The organism is Stappia sp. P2PMeth1 (assembly GCF_900185735.1).
Lineage (GTDB): Bacteria > Pseudomonadota > Alphaproteobacteria > Rhizobiales > Stappiaceae > Stappia.
Map to the genome: position 1 here is coordinate 15,253 of NZ_FYAW01000008.1, position 15,601 is coordinate 30,853.

General features: G+C 68.6%; 12 protein-coding genes. 4 read left to right on the forward strand and 8 right to left on the reverse strand.

Annotated features, from left to right (window positions below; genetic code table 11):
- Window positions 1–17 precede the first annotated feature (17 nt).
- Window positions 18–1,295 carry a VWA domain-containing protein gene (locus P2PM1_RS02210; RefSeq protein WP_186397989.1) on the reverse strand — a complete coding sequence of 426 codons (1,278 nt, stop codon included), beginning with the start codon at window positions 1,293–1,295 and terminating at the stop codon, window positions 18–20.
- A 4-nt stretch (window positions 1,296–1,299) separates the two neighbouring features.
- Complete coding sequence (locus P2PM1_RS02215; protein WP_186397990.1) at window positions 1,300–2,235, reverse strand: MoxR family ATPase; 936 nt, start codon at window positions 2,233–2,235, stop codon at window positions 1,300–1,302.
- A gap of 208 nt (window positions 2,236–2,443) precedes the next feature.
- On the opposite strand from P2PM1_RS02215, the gene P2PM1_RS02220 reads away from it, so the two are divergent.
- Window positions 2,444–2,713: an usg protein gene (locus P2PM1_RS02220; RefSeq protein WP_186386364.1), complete on the forward strand. Its 270-nt coding sequence runs from the start codon at window positions 2,444–2,446 to the stop codon at window positions 2,711–2,713.
- Window positions 2,714–2,743: 30 nt separating this feature from the next.
- On the opposite strand, the gene P2PM1_RS02225 is transcribed toward P2PM1_RS02220, so the two are convergent.
- Together P2PM1_RS02225 and P2PM1_RS02230 are read right to left on the reverse strand one after the other, a co-directional pair.
- Complete coding sequence (locus P2PM1_RS02225) at window positions 2,744–3,616, reverse strand: methyltransferase (protein ID WP_208985168.1); 873 nt, start codon at window positions 3,614–3,616, stop codon at window positions 2,744–2,746.
- Complete coding sequence (locus P2PM1_RS02230; protein ID WP_186386365.1) at window positions 3,613–3,879, reverse strand: DUF2007 domain-containing protein; 267 nt, start codon at window positions 3,877–3,879, stop codon at window positions 3,613–3,615. Before P2PM1_RS02230 ends, P2PM1_RS02225 begins: the two co-directional genes overlap by 4 nt.
- 197 nt (window positions 3,880–4,076) lie before the next feature.
- Between P2PM1_RS02230 and P2PM1_RS02235 the strand changes: the two genes are divergently transcribed.
- Entirely contained in the window at window positions 4,077–5,093 is a 1,017-nt protein-coding gene (locus tag P2PM1_RS02235) for a polyprenyl synthetase family protein (RefSeq protein ID WP_186386366.1), read from the forward strand.
- A gap of 146 nt (window positions 5,094–5,239) precedes the next feature.
- Here P2PM1_RS02235 and purU read toward each other — a convergent pair whose 3' ends face one another.
- The 3 genes from purU to P2PM1_RS02250 all read right to left on the reverse strand — a co-directional run bounded on the left by purU (window position 5,240) and on the right by P2PM1_RS02250 (window position 9,056).
- The gene (gene purU, locus P2PM1_RS02240) at window positions 5,240–6,124 is read right to left on the reverse strand and encodes a formyltetrahydrofolate deformylase (RefSeq protein WP_186397991.1); all 885 of its coding nucleotides are present in this window, start codon (window positions 6,122–6,124) and stop codon (window positions 5,240–5,242) included.
- A gap of 153 nt (window positions 6,125–6,277) precedes the next feature.
- Complete coding sequence (locus P2PM1_RS02245; RefSeq protein ID WP_186397992.1) at window positions 6,278–7,264, reverse strand: 4-(cytidine 5'-diphospho)-2-C-methyl-D-erythritol kinase; 987 nt, start codon at window positions 7,262–7,264, stop codon at window positions 6,278–6,280.
- Between the two features lie 7 nt (window positions 7,265–7,271).
- A complete protein-coding gene (locus tag P2PM1_RS02250) occupies window positions 7,272–9,056 on the reverse strand; it encodes a tetratricopeptide repeat protein (protein ID WP_186397993.1) in 1,785 nt (594 codons plus the stop codon).
- Between the two features lie 439 nt (window positions 9,057–9,495).
- Between P2PM1_RS02250 and ppdK the strand changes: the two genes are divergently transcribed.
- Together ppdK and P2PM1_RS02260 are read left to right on the forward strand one after the other, a co-directional pair.
- On the forward strand, window positions 9,496–12,168 hold the full coding sequence (gene ppdK / locus P2PM1_RS02255; protein ID WP_186397994.1) for a pyruvate, phosphate dikinase: 2,673 nt from the start codon (window positions 9,496–9,498) through the stop codon (window positions 12,166–12,168).
- Window positions 12,169–12,172: 4 nt separating this feature from the next.
- Window positions 12,173–13,117, forward strand: coding sequence for an ArgK/MeaB family GTPase (locus tag P2PM1_RS02260; protein ID WP_186386371.1), 945 nt, complete (start codon window positions 12,173–12,175; stop codon window positions 13,115–13,117).
- Here the strand turns inward: P2PM1_RS02260 and P2PM1_RS02265 are convergent.
- Complete coding sequence (locus tag P2PM1_RS02265) at window positions 13,107–15,356, reverse strand: bifunctional diguanylate cyclase/phosphodiesterase (protein ID WP_186397995.1); 2,250 nt, start codon at window positions 15,354–15,356, stop codon at window positions 13,107–13,109. The two genes, P2PM1_RS02260 and P2PM1_RS02265, sit on opposite strands and share 11 nt — an antisense overlap.
- Window positions 15,357–15,601: the final 245 nt, after the last annotated feature.

Below are 15,601 nucleotides of genomic sequence, written 5' to 3' on the forward strand. Positions count from 1 at the left end.
GGTCTTCGGGTAGCGGGTCAGGGCGCCGCCAGCCGCGCCGCGTCCTGCGCCGCATGCGCGTCTGCCCGGCGCAGCCAGGCGCGCGGATCGGTCATCTGGCCGCCGCGCCCGCGCCCGCCACTGAGCGCGGTGCACAGGTCCGCCACCGCCTCCAGCGAATGCACGGCGCGGAACTCGTCGACATGCGGCAGCATCGCCCGCACGCCTCTCGCCCGCGCCTCGAACCCCTCGAAGCGCAGCAGCGGGTTCAGCCAAATCAGCCGCCGGCAGGAGCGGTGCAGCCGGTCGATCTCGCGCTCCAGGTCCTCGTCGCTGTCGCGCTCCAGCCCGTCGGTGACGAGCAGCACGATGGGGCCCCCGGACAGCACCCGGCGCGACCAGTGCCGGTTGAAGGCGGCGAGCGCGGTGGCGATGCGGGTGCCGCCGGACCAGTCCTCCACCCCTTGGGTGCAGGCGGCGAGCGCCTCGTCCGGGTCCTTCATCCGCAATTGCCGCGTGACATTGGTCAGCCTGGTGCCGAACAGGAAGGTGTGGACGTTGCGCCGCTCCTCGGTCAGCGCATGCATGAAATGCAGCAGGATGCGGGTGTACTGGCTCATCGAGCCGGAAATGTCGCAAAGCGCGACGATCGGCGGGCGCTTCAGGTCGTGGCGCCGGTGGCGCAGCTCGATCATGTCGCCGCCGGTGCGCAGCGAGGCGCGCAAGGTCCGGCGCGGGTCGATGCGCCCGCGCGGCGCGCTGACCAGCCGGCGCAGCCGCACCTTCTCCATCGGCAGCACCATGCGCCGCAGCGCGTCCTTGGCGGCGTGGATCTCGGCCGCGTTCATCTGGGCGAAGTCCTTGCGCTGCAGCAGCTCGCGGCCCGACACGGTGAAGCGGGCGTCGACCACCACTTCCTCGCGCTCGTGCTGCGGCTGGCGCTCGCGCGTTGCCTGAAACGCCTGGGCGACGCGGGTCTGGCCGGCCTTGGGCTTGTCCGGCGCGGCGCGCGCCGGCGCCACCGGCGAGAGGATCGACAGCAGCTTCTCGATCAGCCCGCGCGAGCGCCAGTAGATGCGGAAGGCCTCGTCGAAGACGGCGCGCTGCTCGCGCTTGCGCACGAAGACCGCGTGCAGCGTCCAGTAGAGGTCCTCGCGGCTGCGCAGGCCGGCGACCTCGACCGCGCGCACCGCATCGACGACGCTGGCCGGGCCGACCGGCAGGCCGGCGCGGCGCAGGGTCCGGGCGAACTGCACGATATTGTCGGCGATGCGCCCGCCGGCCTGCTCCCGCAGCGTCGCGAGGTCGTCGGTCATCGGCTCAGTCCTGCCCGCTTGCCCTGCGGTCATAGGCGTGCTGGATGTCCTCGATCATCTTGCGGGCGCGCGAGCCGCGCACGCGCTCGATGTCGTCCTGGTATTTCAGCAGCACGCCCAGCGTGTCGGAGACCATGTCCGGGTCCAGCGCGATCTGGTCCAGCTCGGTCAGCGCGGTCGCCCAGTCCAGCGTTTCGGCAACGCCCGGCTGCTTGAACAGGTCCTCGTCCGTGCGCAGCGCCTGCACGAAGGCGACGAGTTCGCTCGCCAGCCGCTCGCCGGCGCCCGGCACCTTGCGGCGGACGATCTCCAGCTCGCGCTCCGCGTCCGGATAGTCGACCCAGTGATAGAGGCAGCGCCGCTTCAGCGCGTCGTGGATCTCGCGGGTGCGGTTGGTGGTGATGATGACGATGGGCGGCTCCTGCGCGCGGATCGTGCCCAGTTCCGGGATCGTCACCTGGTTGTCCGACAGCACTTCCAGCAGGAAGGCCTCGAACGCCTCGTCGGCCCGGTCGAGCTCGTCGATCAGGAACACCGGCGGACCGGCGAGCGACGGCTCCAGCGCCTTCAGCACCGGGCGCTTGATCAGGAAGCGTTCGGCGAAGACCGATCTGGACAATTCATCGTGATCGGTGTCGCCGGCGGCTTCCGACACGCGGATCTCGACCATCTGCGCGGCGTAGTTCCATTCATAGACGGCGGTGGAGACGTCCAGCCCCTCGTAGCATTGCAGGCGGATCAGCTCGCGCCCCAGCGCCTGCGACAGCACCTTGGCGATCTCGGTCTTGCCGACGCCGGCCTCGCCTTCCAGGAACAGCGGCCGTTTCAGCTTGAGCGCCAGCAGCAGCACGGTCGCCAGCGAGCGGTCGGCGACATAGCCCTGGCCGTCGAGCAGGGCGCGCGTCGCGTCGATTGTGTCCGGGAGGGGCTGCGCGGTCATCTGGGCTCCTGGTCCTTGCGTGCCCGCGCGTCTTTCGCGCCGGGCTGTTTCCCGCACCATAGTGCGGGCGGGCCGGGCTTGTCAGGTGTCCTTAGGGCCAAGGGGGAGGGTTGGCGGCGGAACGCTTGGGTTAACCCCCCAATTAACCCTCCCTTAACCGTCACCTGCGGACACTTGACGCAGGGAGAGGCTACGAAAGGTTCCGGTCATGATCTCATCGGATTTTTCCCGCCAGCTCGAGGGCTACGGCCTGCTCACGGCCCAGATCCTCTATCACATGCCCGACCATCCGCGGCTGCTGCAGACCTTCCTCTGGCAGACGCTGGACAAGGCGCCGACCTTCCCCGAGCTCAGCCGCTTCCTGCGGTTCTGGGAGCGCGACATCGAGGGCCGGCTGCATTCGGTGCGCATTTCCCATCGCGACCTGATCGGGCCGAGCGACTGGCGCATCCTCGACGCGGAGTTCCCGATCCACTGACGGATCGGCACCCCGTCGGCGTCGGTCCCCTCAACGGGGCGGGGGCGGCGGCAGGCCGGCGCCGTCGCGCATGATCGCGCGCGCCTCGGGGGTGAAATCGGAGCCGGCGCCTTCGTGCAGCACGAAGCCCGGCAAGAGGCGCAGCGGCGCCCGGCTCGCCCGCACGGCGCGCACCAGGATGCGGGTTGCCGCGGCCTCAGGGCGCGGGCGCAGCGGAATGATGTCGATGGCGCCGAAGCGGCCGGGCAGGAGCTGCAGGATCTCGGCCAGCCCGTCGGCGCGGAAGATCATGGTCAGCGTGCCGCCCTCGCGCACGATGTCGGTTGCGACCCGCACCCAGGGCTCAAGCCCGCGCGTGTCCAGCACATGCGCCCCGGCGCGCGGGGCGGCGGGCGAGGCGCGGAAGCGCCCGTCGGCATAGTAGGGCGGGTTGATGATGGCATGGTCGGCAAGGCCGGGCGTCAGGCCGGCGGCGTGGCGCTCGCGCCCGCGCGCGGCAATGTCCGCTTCCAGGATGGTGACCCTTGGCGCGAAACCGGCATTGTCGGGGAGGGCTAGCGCCTGCTGCGCCAGATCGAGCGCCGCCCGGTCGCGGTCGACCAGCACCACCTCCACCTCGCGCAGGCGCGCGGCGAGGCAAAAGCCGGCGGTGCCGACGCCCGAGCCGAGATCGACGACGCGCCCGCGCGTGGCCGGGGGCACGGCGGCCGCCAGATAGACCGCGTCCAGCCCGGCGCGGTGGGCGCCGCGCGCCGGCTGCAGCACCTGCACCAGCCCGCCGAGAAAGGCGTCCCGGGTGATCTCCGCGCTCTCCTGCAAGGCCTGCTCGACAGGTCCCGGCGTAATGGACCCCGGCGCGGGCGGGGCTTCGACCTCGGCCGCGTCCTGACTGTCGCCGCTCACGGGGCCTCGCTCCCGCCGGCCCTTGCGTGGCGGGCCAGCGTGTCGGCGTCCAGTTCATGGGCAAGGTCGGCCTCGCGCATGAGGCGAACGGCCGCATCGAGGTCGTCCTCGGTGACCATCACCCGGCGGGCGATGATGCCGATCGAGCCTTCCAGGATGCTCATGTTGCCGTCGAGCACGAGATGGCCGATGCCGGCCTCGTCCAGAAGCGCCTCGACATAGGAAATCAGGACCATATCGTTGGTCTTGAGCAGAGGAACCATGTCGTCCTTGGTCGTTGGGGCGGTCAGGGGCCGCAGCTTACAGGACCGGACCGCGCGAAGCGACCTTTGCCGGCTCCCCGCCTGTGCGGCATCCGGCCGGTTTGGTCAACAGTGCTTCTTGCGAAAGACGGCTTGCCGTGGGCATGGGGCGGACCTATTGTCCCGCCCGTCTCTTACCTTATACGAGGTTGTTCAACGTGGGCGTGGTGGTTCCCTTGCGCGAAACCCGGTCAGAACCGGCCAGCATCCAGACCCTGGTCGACCTCACCGCCGGCGGCATGGAGGCCGTCAACCAGCTCATCCTGTCCAAGGCGGGGTCGAATGTCGAGCTGATCCCGGAGATCGCCCGCCACCTGATCTCGTCGGGCGGCAAGCGGCTGCGGCCGATGCTGACCCTCGCCATGGCCGACATGTTCGGCTATGCGGGCGAGGGCCATGTCGGGCTCGCCGCCAGCGTCGAGTTCATGCACACCGCGACGCTGCTGCATGACGATGTCGTCGACGAGAGCGACATGCGGCGCGGCAAGCTGGCGGCGCGCAAACTGTGGGGCAATCAGGCAAGCGTCCTGGTCGGCGACTACCTGCTCGGCCAGGCCTTCAAGATGATGGTCGATGTCGGCTCGCTGGAGGCGCTGCGGATCCTGGCCAGCGCCTCGGCCGTCATCGCCGAAGGCGAGGTGATGCAGCTCGGCGCGGCGCAGGACCTGGAGACCACCGAAGAGCGCTACATGCAGGTCATCGAGGCGAAGACGGCGGCGCTCTTTGCCGCTGCCGCCGAGGTCGGCCCGGTGATCGCCGGGGCCTCCGACGCCGACCGCGCCCATGCCCGCGCCTATGGCATGGCGCTCGGCCTTGCCTTCCAGCTCGTCGACGATGCGCTCGACTATGGCGGCTCGGCCGCGGATCTTGGCAAGGACACCGGCGACGACCTGCGCGAAGGCAAGATCACCCTGCCGGTTATCCTCGCCATCCGCCGGGGCAAGCCGGAGGACCGCGAATTCTGGTCGCGCTGCCTCGAGGAGCGCGACGTGCGCGAGGGCGATCTCGACCGCGCTATCGCGATCATGCGCGAGACCGGGGCGCTCTCCGAGACGGTGGAGCGGGCCCGTGCCTTCGGGGCTGAGGCGCTGGAGGCGCTGCGGGGATTACCGGCGAGCGGGCAGCGCGAGGCGCTGGCCGAGGCGGTCGATTTCTGCATCGCCCGCGTCAACTGAGGTTTTTGAGACGCGATTCTCGAAATTGAGCGATTTCGAGACGGTTTTTTGCAAAATCCGTCTCGAAATTTGCAACCGCCCCGCTGACCTTCGCGGGGCAGGTTGTCCCCGTGGCGGCACCAGCCCCGTCGGGGCTGGTTATCCTCTCAGCCCATCCGCTCCGAGGCGTAGCTGCCCGGGCTCGCCGGGAAGACCACCGTCTTGTTTCCGTTGAGGAAAACCCGCCGGTGGATATGCGCGTGGATGGCGCGGGCGAGCACCTGGCTCTCCACGTCGCGGCCGAGCGAGACGTAATCCTCGGGCGACTGGGCATGGGTGACGCGCACCGTGTCCTGCTCGATGATCGGCCCCTCGTCGAGATCGCTGGTGACATAGTGGGAGGTCGCGCCGATCAGCTTGACGCCGCGCGCGAAGGCCTGCTTGTACGGGTTGGCGCCCTTGAAGCTGGGGAGGAAAGAATGGTGGATGTTGATCACCCGCCCGGCCATTTCCTCGCACATGCGCGTCGACAGCACCTGCATGTAGCGGGCCAGAACCACCAGTTCCGCGCCGGTTTCCTCGACGATCGCCATCTGGCGGGCCTCGGCCTCCGCCTTGTTGTCCTTCGTCACCTTGATGTAGTGGAAGGGGATATCGTGGTTCACCACCAGCTTCTGGTAGTCCAGATGGTTGGAGATCACGCCGACGATATCGATCGGCAGCGCCCCGATCCGCCACCGGTACAAAATGTCGTTCAGGCAGTGCCCGAACCGAGAAACCATAATTAAAACCTTCATTTGCGCCGTTTCGTCATGGAACGCGAAGTCCATTCCGAAGACCTCGGCACGGCTCGCGAAGCCGCTTGAAAGCGTCTCCAGCGTCGCGCCGGTCTCGCTGTTGAAGCTGACGCGCATGAAGAAATTCCCGGTCTCGCGGTCGTCGAACTGGGCGCTGTCGGTGATGTTGCAGCCGTTCTCCGCCAGATAGGTGGAGATGGCGGCGACGATGCCACGGGTCGAGCGGCAGGTGACGGTCAGGGCAAAGGCGCTCATCGGCGGTGATTCCCGGCTGCGAGGAAAACAGGTCCACGCGATAGCGGAGTGTCGCGGGTTGTCCAAGTGTTGTCGCGATCGCGCGCCGGGGACATTCCGAAAAACGGCGCGCGGGAGAAGATTTGCGACGGGGAGGATATCGCGGCCCGGCGCTCAGCCGACCGCAGCGACCGGTGCGGCCTGCACCCACCATGCGGGATGACGCGCAGCCAAGCGGCGGGCCTCCCGCTCGGCCTCCTCTATCCCCGCGAACAGGGCAAAGCATGTCGCGCCCGATCCCGACATGCGGGCAAGGCGCGCGCCGGGCGCCGAGCGCAGCGCGGCCAGCACCTCGGCGATCTGCGGCGCCACGGTCAGCGCCGGCGCTTCGAGGTCGTTGCGGCTGCCCTCGAGCCAGGCAATCAGCGCGTCGAAGGAGGCGAGATCGCTCTCGCCAAGCGGGGAGAGCGGCGGGTTCTCGCGGCAGGCCAGACGGGCGAAAACATCAGGCGTTGCAACGGGTAAGCCCGGATTTGCCAGCAGCACCGCATGGCCCGGAAAGCGGGGAAGAGATGCGACTTCGGTGCCGGTGCCGGAGACCAGCGCCGGCTTCGAGGCCAGGCACATCGGCACGTCGGCGCCGAGCCGTTCCGCAATTTTTTCCAGCCGCGCCATGTCGCCCGCGCCCGCCGGACGGCCGGTCATCGCCGCAAACGCGAGATGCAGCGCGGCGGCGGCGTCGGCCGAGCCGCCGCCGATGCCGGAGGCGACCGGCAGGCGCTTGTCGAGGGTAAAGGCGAGGGAGGGAGGACCTCCGCCGAGGTTTTCGGCGAGCGCGCGCACGGCCCGCAGCACCAGGTTATCCCCGGTCGAGGCGTCAGGTGCCTGCGGGGACAGGGCGCTCGCGAAGGGGCCTTCGAGCGCCAGCGAGAGGCCGGGGGCCCCGGTGACGGCCGACAGCGTGTCGCCGAATTCGGCAAAGGCGACAAGGCTTTGCAGCATATGGTAGCCATCGGCGCGGCGACCGGTGACGTGCAGGGCATAGTTCAGCTTGGCGCGGGCAAGCCGTGCTGCGGCCGGCTCTGTGGGCGCCGGCTTGTCCGCCTGCGACCCGGCGCCGGACTGGCTGGGGGAACCGCCCGTCGATGCGGGGGGACACATGGCGGCGTCAGCCGCCGTTCTGCTTCGGCTCGGCCTTGGCGGCGGGCGCTTCGCCGGGCTCCGGCAGGCCGTTTTCGATCTTCTCCAGGATCTTCGGCAGCTCTTCGGGCTCCGGATCGAGGTCGCGGGCGTGGTTCCACTGAAACCGTGCCTCGAGGCGGCGCCCGACCTTCCAATAGGCATCGCCGAGATGGTCGTTGATCACCGAATCCTGCGGCCGCAGCTCCACGGCCTTCTCCAGCTCGACGACGGCGTCCTCATAGCGATGCAGCTTGTAGTAGGCCCAGCCGAGACTGTCGACGATGTAGCCGTCGCGCGGGCGCAGCTCCACCGCCTTGCGGATCATGTCGAGCGCCTCGGGCAGCTTGAGACCCTGATCGACAAGCGAATATCCGAGGTAGTTCAGCACCAGCGGCTGATCGGGCGACAGCTCCAGGGAGAGGCGGAAATCGGCCTCGGCCTGATCCCATTTCTTCAGTCTTTCCCGGCAGATACCGCGATAATAGTAGATCGTCCAATGCTGCGGTTGCGGCTCGGAAATGGTGGCGATGCCCTTGCTGTAGGCCTCCTCGGCCTCCTCGAAGAGCTTGTGCGAGCGCAGCACGTTGCCGAGTGCGGTGACCGCGTCGAGGTCGCTCGGATCGCTCTCGACCAGCGCCGCCAGATGGGCGCGGGACTCTTCGAGATTCTCCAGCGCATTGTAATTTATGCCGACCTGGATCTCGGCGTCGCGCTTCAGCGGCGAAGTGTCCGGCACGCCCGAAAGCACCTCGATGGAGCGTTCGAAACGGCCCATCCGGTCGAACAGGCCGGCCAGCGCGATGGCGGCGACATCGGCCTCCTCGTCGAGATGCAGCGAAAGCTGCAGGAAGGTGGCGGCGAGTTCCTCGCCGCCGTCACGGCCGATCGCCGCGCCGAGCCCGTAGAGAACCTCGGCCGCGCCGACCTCGGGGCTCCGGACAATGGTGCCAAGTGTCTCGCCGGCCTCGACTTTTCTGCGCGTGGCGAGCAGTCCCGGATGGTTGGGCAGCATGGCGTTGAAATCGTCCAGCACCTTCAGCGCCGCGTCCTTGTCGCCGTTGCGATAGAGCGACAGCGCGTAGGCATTGACGACCCGCAAGGCGCCGCGGTCGGCCTCATAGGCCGCGCGGAAGTTGTCTTCCGCTTCCGCAGCGCGGCCGGCCTGATCCTGGATCAGGCCGGAATGATAGGTGACGAAGACGGTGTACCAGCTCGGCCCGGAAAGCCGCGAGATCCGCGCCAGCGCCTCGTCGGTCTCGCCGCGGGCGGCAAGCAGCCAGGCGGACATGAGGCCGGAAGCCAGTTCCGCCAGCGGGCCGCGCCCGCCGTCGGACAGGTATTCGCCGGCCTTGGCGTAGTTGCCGGCGCGCATCTCCTCCACCGCCAGCATCAGCCCGGCAAGGAAGTGGTCCGCCTGTTCGCCCTTCAGCCGTTCCGCCAGTTCCAGCGCCTCGGCGAGATCGCCATTGGCGAGCTTCAGCACGAAGGTGCGGTCGAGCAGGAAAGGGTTGCCGGGATCGACCAGCAGCGCCTCGCCGAAGAAGGCGGCGGCATTGCCGATGTCGTTGCTCTGGCCCGCCAGCCGGCCGGCGAGATAGCTGCCGCTCAGGGTGATCGGCAGTCCTTCCGGCGTTCCCGTGACAGTGCCGATTGCCTGGGCCTGGGTCTCGGCGACGGCCTGGGGAGCGGCGAGGGCGACGAGGGCCAGCAGCGCGACGCTGCAGGCGAGCTTGCCGCGGCGGGCGGAACGGGTGAGGCGGCGTGTGGTCATCCGGAGTGTCTCAATGCCCCTGCTTTTGCACCGATCCGGGTGCCTGACCCGGCGCCTGAGCTCGGCGTCTGGATCTGGGTGTCTGCCTTGGCGCGAATGTGGCGAGTCATCCGCATGATCTTGCGTGCGAGGATGGCCGCAATATGTCCCGCCTGCAAGCGCGACCGCCCGGCGCGCCCGCGAAGCCGGCTCAGGCTTTGCGGCGCTCCCGCGATATGGGGTGCGCGGGCCGCTGCGGCAATGGGATCCGCGGGCCGGCGGAAGCGAGGCTCCATAGGCTGCGGCAATAACGAAAGGGGCCGGGCGCGCAAAAAACCTTTGTTTCGTGCACTGCATCATTTAAGGGGAGGGGCATCCGGGGAGGGAGGCGCGCGCGACCTCAAGCGCGGGGCCCGGCGCCTCCGGGGTGCAAGCCCCGAAGCGAGAGGATGCAGGCGGCATGACCAAATGGGTGTTCGGTTTCGGTGACGGCAAGGCCGAGGGCTCTGCCGGAATGAGGAACCTGCTCGGCGGCAAGGGAGCCAACCTGGCCGAGATGAGCAATCTGGGGCTGCCGGTGCCGCCAGGCTTTACCATCACCACCGAGGTCTGCACCTGGTTCGACACCCACGACAAGACCTATCCCGACGGGCTGCGTGAACAGGTCGACGCGGCGCTGGAGGAGGTCGGCCGGATCACCGGGCGCCGCTTCGGCGACACGTCCAACCCGCTGCTGGTCTCGGTCCGTTCGGGCGCCCGCGTCTCCATGCCGGGCATGATGGACACGGTGCTCAATCTCGGCCTCAACGACGAGACGGTGCCGGCGCTGGCCGCCGCCGCCGGCGACCCGCGCTTCGCCTATGACAGCTACCGCCGCTTCATCCAGATGTATTCCGACGTGGTGATGGGCCTCGACCACCACGCCTTCGAGGAGATCCTCGAGGAGTTCAAGAACGAGCACGGCCGCGACCTCGACACCGACCTGACGGCCGAAGACTGGCAGCAGGTCATCGCCAGCTACAAGACCCTGGTCGAGGACGAACTCGGCACGCCCTTCCCGCAGGATCCGCACGAGCAGCTCTGGGGCGCCATCGGCGCGGTGTTCCTGTCCTGGGAAAGCGCGCGGGCGATCACCTATCGCCGGCTGCACGACATTCCCAACGACTGGGGCACGGCGGTCAACGTGCAGGCGATGGTCTTCGGCAACATGGGTGAGGAGTCGGCCACCGGCGTCGCCTTCACCCGCAATCCGTCGACCGGCGAGAAGGCGCTTTATGGCGAGTTCCTGATCAACGCCCAGGGCGAGGACGTGGTCGCCGGCATCCGCACGCCGCAGGACCTCACCGAGGCGGCGCGCATCGCCGCCGGCTCCGAGGCGCTGTCGCTGGAACAGGCGATGCCGGAGGCGTTTGCCCAGTTCACCGAGATCTGCGACCGGCTGGAAGGCCATTATCGCGAGATGCAGGACCTGGAGTTCACCATCGAGCGCGGCCGGCTGTGGATGCTGCAGACGCGCTCGGGCAAGCGTACGGCGCGCGCCGCGCTGAAGATCGCCGTCGACATGGCCGACGAGGGGCTGATCTCCTCCGAGGAAGCGGTGATGCGGGTGGATCCGGCAGCGCTCGACCAGTTGCTGCACCCGATGATCGATCCGAAGGCGGAGCGCGACGTGATCGCGACCGGCCTGCCGGCCTCGCCGGGCGCGGCATCGGGCGCCATCGTCTTCTCCTCCGACGAGGCGGAAGAGGCGAAGGCCGCGGGACGCAAGGTGATCCTGGTGCGCGTCGAGACCAGCCCGGAAGACATCCACGGCATGCATGCGGCCGAAGGCATCCTGACGACGCGCGGCGGCATGACCAGCCACGCGGCGGTGGTGGCGCGCGGCATGGGCAAGCCCTGCGTCTCGGGCGCCGGCGCGCTCAGGATCGACTATCGCACGGCAACGCTGACGGTCGCCGGTCGCAAGCTCGCGAAGGGCGACATCATCACCATCGACGGCACCACCGGCCAGGTGCTGGTCGGCGAGGTGGCGATGCTGCAGCCGGAAATGTCGGGCGAATTCGCCCGGCTGATGGAATGGGCCGACACCCATCGCCGGATGGCGGTGCGCACCAATGCCGAGACGCCGGCGGACGCGCGCGCGGCGCGCGGCTTCGGCGCGGAAGGCATCGGCCTGTGCCGCACCGAACACATGTTCTTCGAAGGCGAACGTATCGTCGCGGTGCGCGAGATGATCCTTTCGGAGACCGAGCAGGGCCGGCGCGCGGCGCTGGACAAGCTGCTGCCGATGCAGCGCGGCGATTTCACCGAGCTGTTCGAGATCATGCAGGGCCTGCCCGTGACGATCCGCCTGCTCGACCCGCCGCTGCACGAGTTCCTGCCGCATAGCGAGGAGGAGATCGCCGAGGTGGCGGCGGTGATGGGCGTCGACAGCGAGGTGCTGCGGCAGCGGGCGCAGGATCTCAATGAATTCAATCCGATGCTCGGCCATCGCGGCTGCCGGCTGCTCGTCACCTATCCGGAAATCGCCGAGATGCAGGCGCGCGCCATCTTCGAGGGCGCGGTGGCTGCCGGCAAGACGACCGGAGCGCCGGTGACGCCGGAGATCATGGTGCCGCTGGTCGGCGTCAAGGCCGAACTGGACCTGGTGCGCGCGCGCATCGACGCGATGGCCAAGGCGGTGGCGCAGGAGACGGGCGTCACCGTCGACTATCAGGTCGGCACGATGATCGAGCTGCCGCGCGCCTGTCTGCGGGCCGGCGAGATCGCGGAGACGGCCGAGTTCTTCTCCTTCGGCACCAACGATCTGACGCAGACCGCCTTCGGCATCTCGCGGGACGATGCGGCGTCTTTCCTCGGCATCTATCAGCGGATGGGCATCGTCGAGCGCGATCCCTTCGTGTCGCTCGACCAGGAGGGCGTCGGCGAGCTGATCCGCATCGGCGCCGACCGCGGCCGGGCGGCGCGGCCGGGTCTCAAGCTCGGCATCTGCGGCGAGCATGGCGGCGACCCGGCCTCGATCACCTTCTGCGAGAGTGTCGGGCTCGACTATGTGTCCTGCTCGCCGTTCCGCGTGCCGATCGCCCGGCTGGCGGCGGCGCAGGCGGCGGTGAAGGCGAAGAAAGCGGCCTGAGGCCATGGCGGTCCGGCGGCCGGCGACGATCGGAGAGCTTGCCGCCGGCGGCAAGGCGGCGCTCGCCCGGACGCTCTCGGCCATCGAGACCGATGGCGACGAGCCCGCGTTCCTGCATCTGCTCGACACGGCCGTGCAGGCCGGGCGCGGCCGCGTCCTCGGCCTCACCGGCCCGCCGGGGGTCGGCAAGTCGACGCTGACCAACGCCTTGATCCGTGCCTATCGGGGGCGGGGCGAGAGCGTCGGCGTGATCGCCGTCGATCCGTCCTCGCAGATCACCGGCGGGGCGCTGCTCGGCGACCGCACGCGGCTGTCCACCGATCCGGAGGACATGGGCGTCTTTGTGCGCTCGATGGCGGCGCGGGACCGGCTTGGCGGGCTCTCCGACCACGCCATCGCCGCCGTCGTCCTGATGCGGGCTGTGATGGACCGGGTGATCGTCGAATCGGTCGGCATCGGCCAGTCCGAGGCCGATGTCGCCCATGTCGCCGACACGCTCGCCCTGTGCATCCAGCCGGGCTCGGGCGACAGTCTGCAATTCATGAAAGCCGGGGTGATGGAACTGCCCGACCTGGTGCTGGTCACCAAGGCGGACATGGGCGCGCTGGCGCGGCGCGCGGCCGCCGACGTGCAGGGGGCGCTGTCGCTGGCCCGCCCGGCGGGAGCGGCGCTGCCCGAGGTGCTGACGGTCTCGGCGACAGCGGAACAGGGCATCGCCGAGGCTGTCGCGGCCTGCGATGCCCACGCGGCGCGGCTCGAGACGTCGGGAGAGCTCGACCACCGTCGGCGGCGGCAACAGCGGCACTGGGTGGAGGATGCGGTGATGCGGCGCTTCGGCACGGTCGGACGAGCGACCTGCGATATCGATGCGGCGCTTGCCGGGGCGGGCGGTCCGTTCACCGCGATCGCCCGGCTGGACGCGGAATTGCGCGGACGGCTTACGCCCTGAGCGACACCGCCACCTGACTCTCGCCGGACAGGCGCGCCTCCGCCTCGGCGATCCGCGCCGACGGCACGGGCCGCGACAGGTAGAAGCCCTGCAGGCGGTCGCAATTGGTCCGCTGCAGGATCATTGCCTGCTGGCGGGTCTCGATGCCTTCCGCGACCACCTTCATGCCGAGCGCCTCGCCGAGATCGATGATTGTCGACAGGATTGCATGGGCATGCGGGGCGACTTCCAGGTCGGCGATGAAGGAGCGGTCGATCTTCAGCGTGTCGAAGGGGAAGCGGCGCAGATAGCTGAGGCTCGAATAGCCGACGCCGAAATCGTCGAGGGCAACCCGAACACCCATGTCCTGCACCTGGGTGAGGATCTTGAGAATGTCGATGTCGTTGTCGGCGAAAACCGACTCCGTCACCTCGATCTCCAGCCGCGACGGCTCGAAACCGCAGGCCTCCAGCGTGTCGCGCAGATCCTCGATGAAGCGCGGATGGCGGAACTGGGTCGGCGAGACATTGACCGCAAGGCCCAGATGCGGCCAGGCGGCGGCGTCCTCGCAGGCGCGGCGCAGCACATAGAGGCCGAGATCATTGATGAGGCCGGTTTCCTCGGCGATCGGCACGAAGGTGGACGGGCTGATGACGCCCATCTCCGCGTCGGTCCAGCGCAGCAGGGCCTCGACGGACAGGACCTTGGTGCCGTCGATGGTGGTCTGCGGCTGATAGACGACGCCGAGCCTGTTGTTGGTGATGGCCTCGCGCAGCGCATGGGCGAGGTTCTCGCGGGTGCGCACGTGTTCTTCCATGCATGCATCGAAAAACGCCCAGCGGCCGCGCCCGCCCGCCTTTGCCGAATACAGGGCGATGTCGGCCTTGCGGAGCAACTCGCCCATCGACAGGCTGTCGTGCGGGGCGATGGCCGCGCCGACGCTGAGGCTGATATGCAGATGGTTGCCGCCGATATACATCGGCACGGCAAACCGGTCCTGTATGCGCTTCAGCATCTGCTCGATGCGCTCGCGGGACTCGCAGCCGGGCAGCAGCAGGGCGAACTCGTCGCCGCTGATGCGCGCGAGCGTCGCGCCCTCCGGCACCAATACCCGCAGCCGGCGCGCCGCCTCGCGGATCACCTCGTCGCCGGCAGCGTGTCCCAGCGTGTCGTTGATGTCCTTGAAGTGGTCGAGGTCGATGTAGATGACGCCGAGCAACCCCTTGCCGACCTGCCAGCTTGCCAGTTCCTCGCGGAAACTGGTGGCGAAATAGTCGCGATTGGCAAGGCCGGTCAGGCTGTCGTGCAGGGCGGCATGCTGGGCACGCGCCTCGCTCTCGGCAAGGCGTCGGGTGTTCTGGCGGGTGTAGTAGAGCACCAGGCCAGTGAGACCGGCGATGGTGGCGGCCAGGAAGAACAGAACCGGCCCGACGCCGTAGAGGATCGAGGAACCGGGGTTCTGCGCCTGCCAGACGAGATAGCCGATGGGCGCGTTGCGGGGATCGCGCAGTTCCATGCTGGCGAAGGCGCCATCGGGGTCGGCAACCGACCGCAGGCCGCGCACGCCGGAGCGCTCGGCCAGCCCCTGGAGCCGCGCGGGATCGAGCTTCTTCAGGCTGATCAGCACCGCGGGTGCGCGGCGGGCGGACAGGAACTGCTTGAGCTCGGGGCCGATCGCCGTCACCGAAACCAGCGCCGGCACGCCTTCGAAGACCGTCATGCCGGTTTCGTGCAGGGACCGCGTGAAGCCGCTCGGCGGCCGCTCGATGTAGTAGAGGCCGGACGGCAGGCGGTTGAAGCTGGCGATGAAGCGGGCGCGGACGCCGGCAATGAGCGGCTCGATGTCTTCCAGCAGACCCGAGGTCTCCTCGACCGGGTGCCGTTTCCCGCGCACGGAGTTGTAGATCGGGCGTCCGTGGATATCGAGAATGACGGCCTGGTCGTGTCCGTAGTTGGAGAAAAGCCAGAGGCCGACATTGCTGTCGAGCCAGTCGGTGCTCAGCGTCTCGGGACGCGAGTAGAAGAAGGACTGGTCCCAGACCGCAGCGCCCTCCTGTTCCTTGGCCAGAAGCTCGAGCTGCAGATTGGTACTGCCCTTCAGGAGCGACCGTTCACTGTTGAGGGCGGCGATGTCGGCGGAGCGCGAGGTGTAGACGATCAGCGCCACCGAGAAGGCGATGGCGAGCAGAACCAGCCCCACAACGGGGAACAGGATGGCGTTGGCGAGTCGGGTGCCGGTGTCCGTTCGTGTCGCTACCATGCAGGCCTCTTAAGATCGACCGAAGGTTGCACGGCTCCTGTTAACAAATGACCACCAACAATTGGTTAATCCGCGTAAAGGGCTTTGTCGAAAGATCTTTATTTGACAATGGGTTAGATGGATTGCGCCGAGGCCTGGCAGCGTCCGGGGCCGCCGCCGTCGCCGGGGTCCGGAGATTGACGGATTGCGCGTCCGGGGAGGGGGCATACATGCTTGGGCACGACGATCTTCCGGGTGCATGGCCC

Excerpts from the sequence above, each read along its gene's own strand:
- P2PM1_RS02250 (WP_186397993.1), bottom strand. The coding sequence starts at position 9,056 with ATGACCACACGCCGCCTCACCCGTTCCGCCCGCCGCGGCAAGCTCGCC.
- P2PM1_RS02220 (WP_186386364.1), top strand. The coding sequence starts at position 2,444 with ATGATCTCATCGGATTTTTCCCGCCAGCTCGAGGGCTACGGCCTGCTC.
- ppdK (WP_186397994.1), top strand. The coding sequence starts at position 9,496 with ATGACCAAATGGGTGTTCGGTTTCGGTGACGGCAAGGCCGAGGGCTCT.
- P2PM1_RS02215 (WP_186397990.1), bottom strand. The coding sequence starts at position 2,235 with ATGACCGCGCAGCCCCTCCCGGACACAATCGACGCGACGCGCGCCCTG.
- P2PM1_RS02265 (WP_186397995.1), bottom strand. The coding sequence starts at position 15,356 with ATGGTAGCGACACGAACGGACACCGGCACCCGACTCGCCAACGCCATC.
- P2PM1_RS02210 (WP_186397989.1), bottom strand. The coding sequence starts at position 1,295 with ATGACCGACGACCTCGCGACGCTGCGGGAGCAGGCCGGCGGGCGCATC.
- purU (WP_186397991.1), bottom strand. The coding sequence starts at position 6,124 with ATGAGCGCCTTTGCCCTGACCGTCACCTGCCGCTCGACCCGTGGCATC.
- P2PM1_RS02260 (WP_186386371.1), top strand. The coding sequence starts at position 12,173 with ATGGCGGTCCGGCGGCCGGCGACGATCGGAGAGCTTGCCGCCGGCGGC.
- P2PM1_RS02245 (WP_186397992.1), bottom strand. The coding sequence starts at position 7,264 with ATGTGTCCCCCCGCATCGACGGGCGGTTCCCCCAGCCAGTCCGGCGCC.
- P2PM1_RS02230 (WP_186386365.1), bottom strand. The coding sequence starts at position 3,879 with ATGGTTCCTCTGCTCAAGACCAACGATATGGTCCTGATTTCCTATGTC.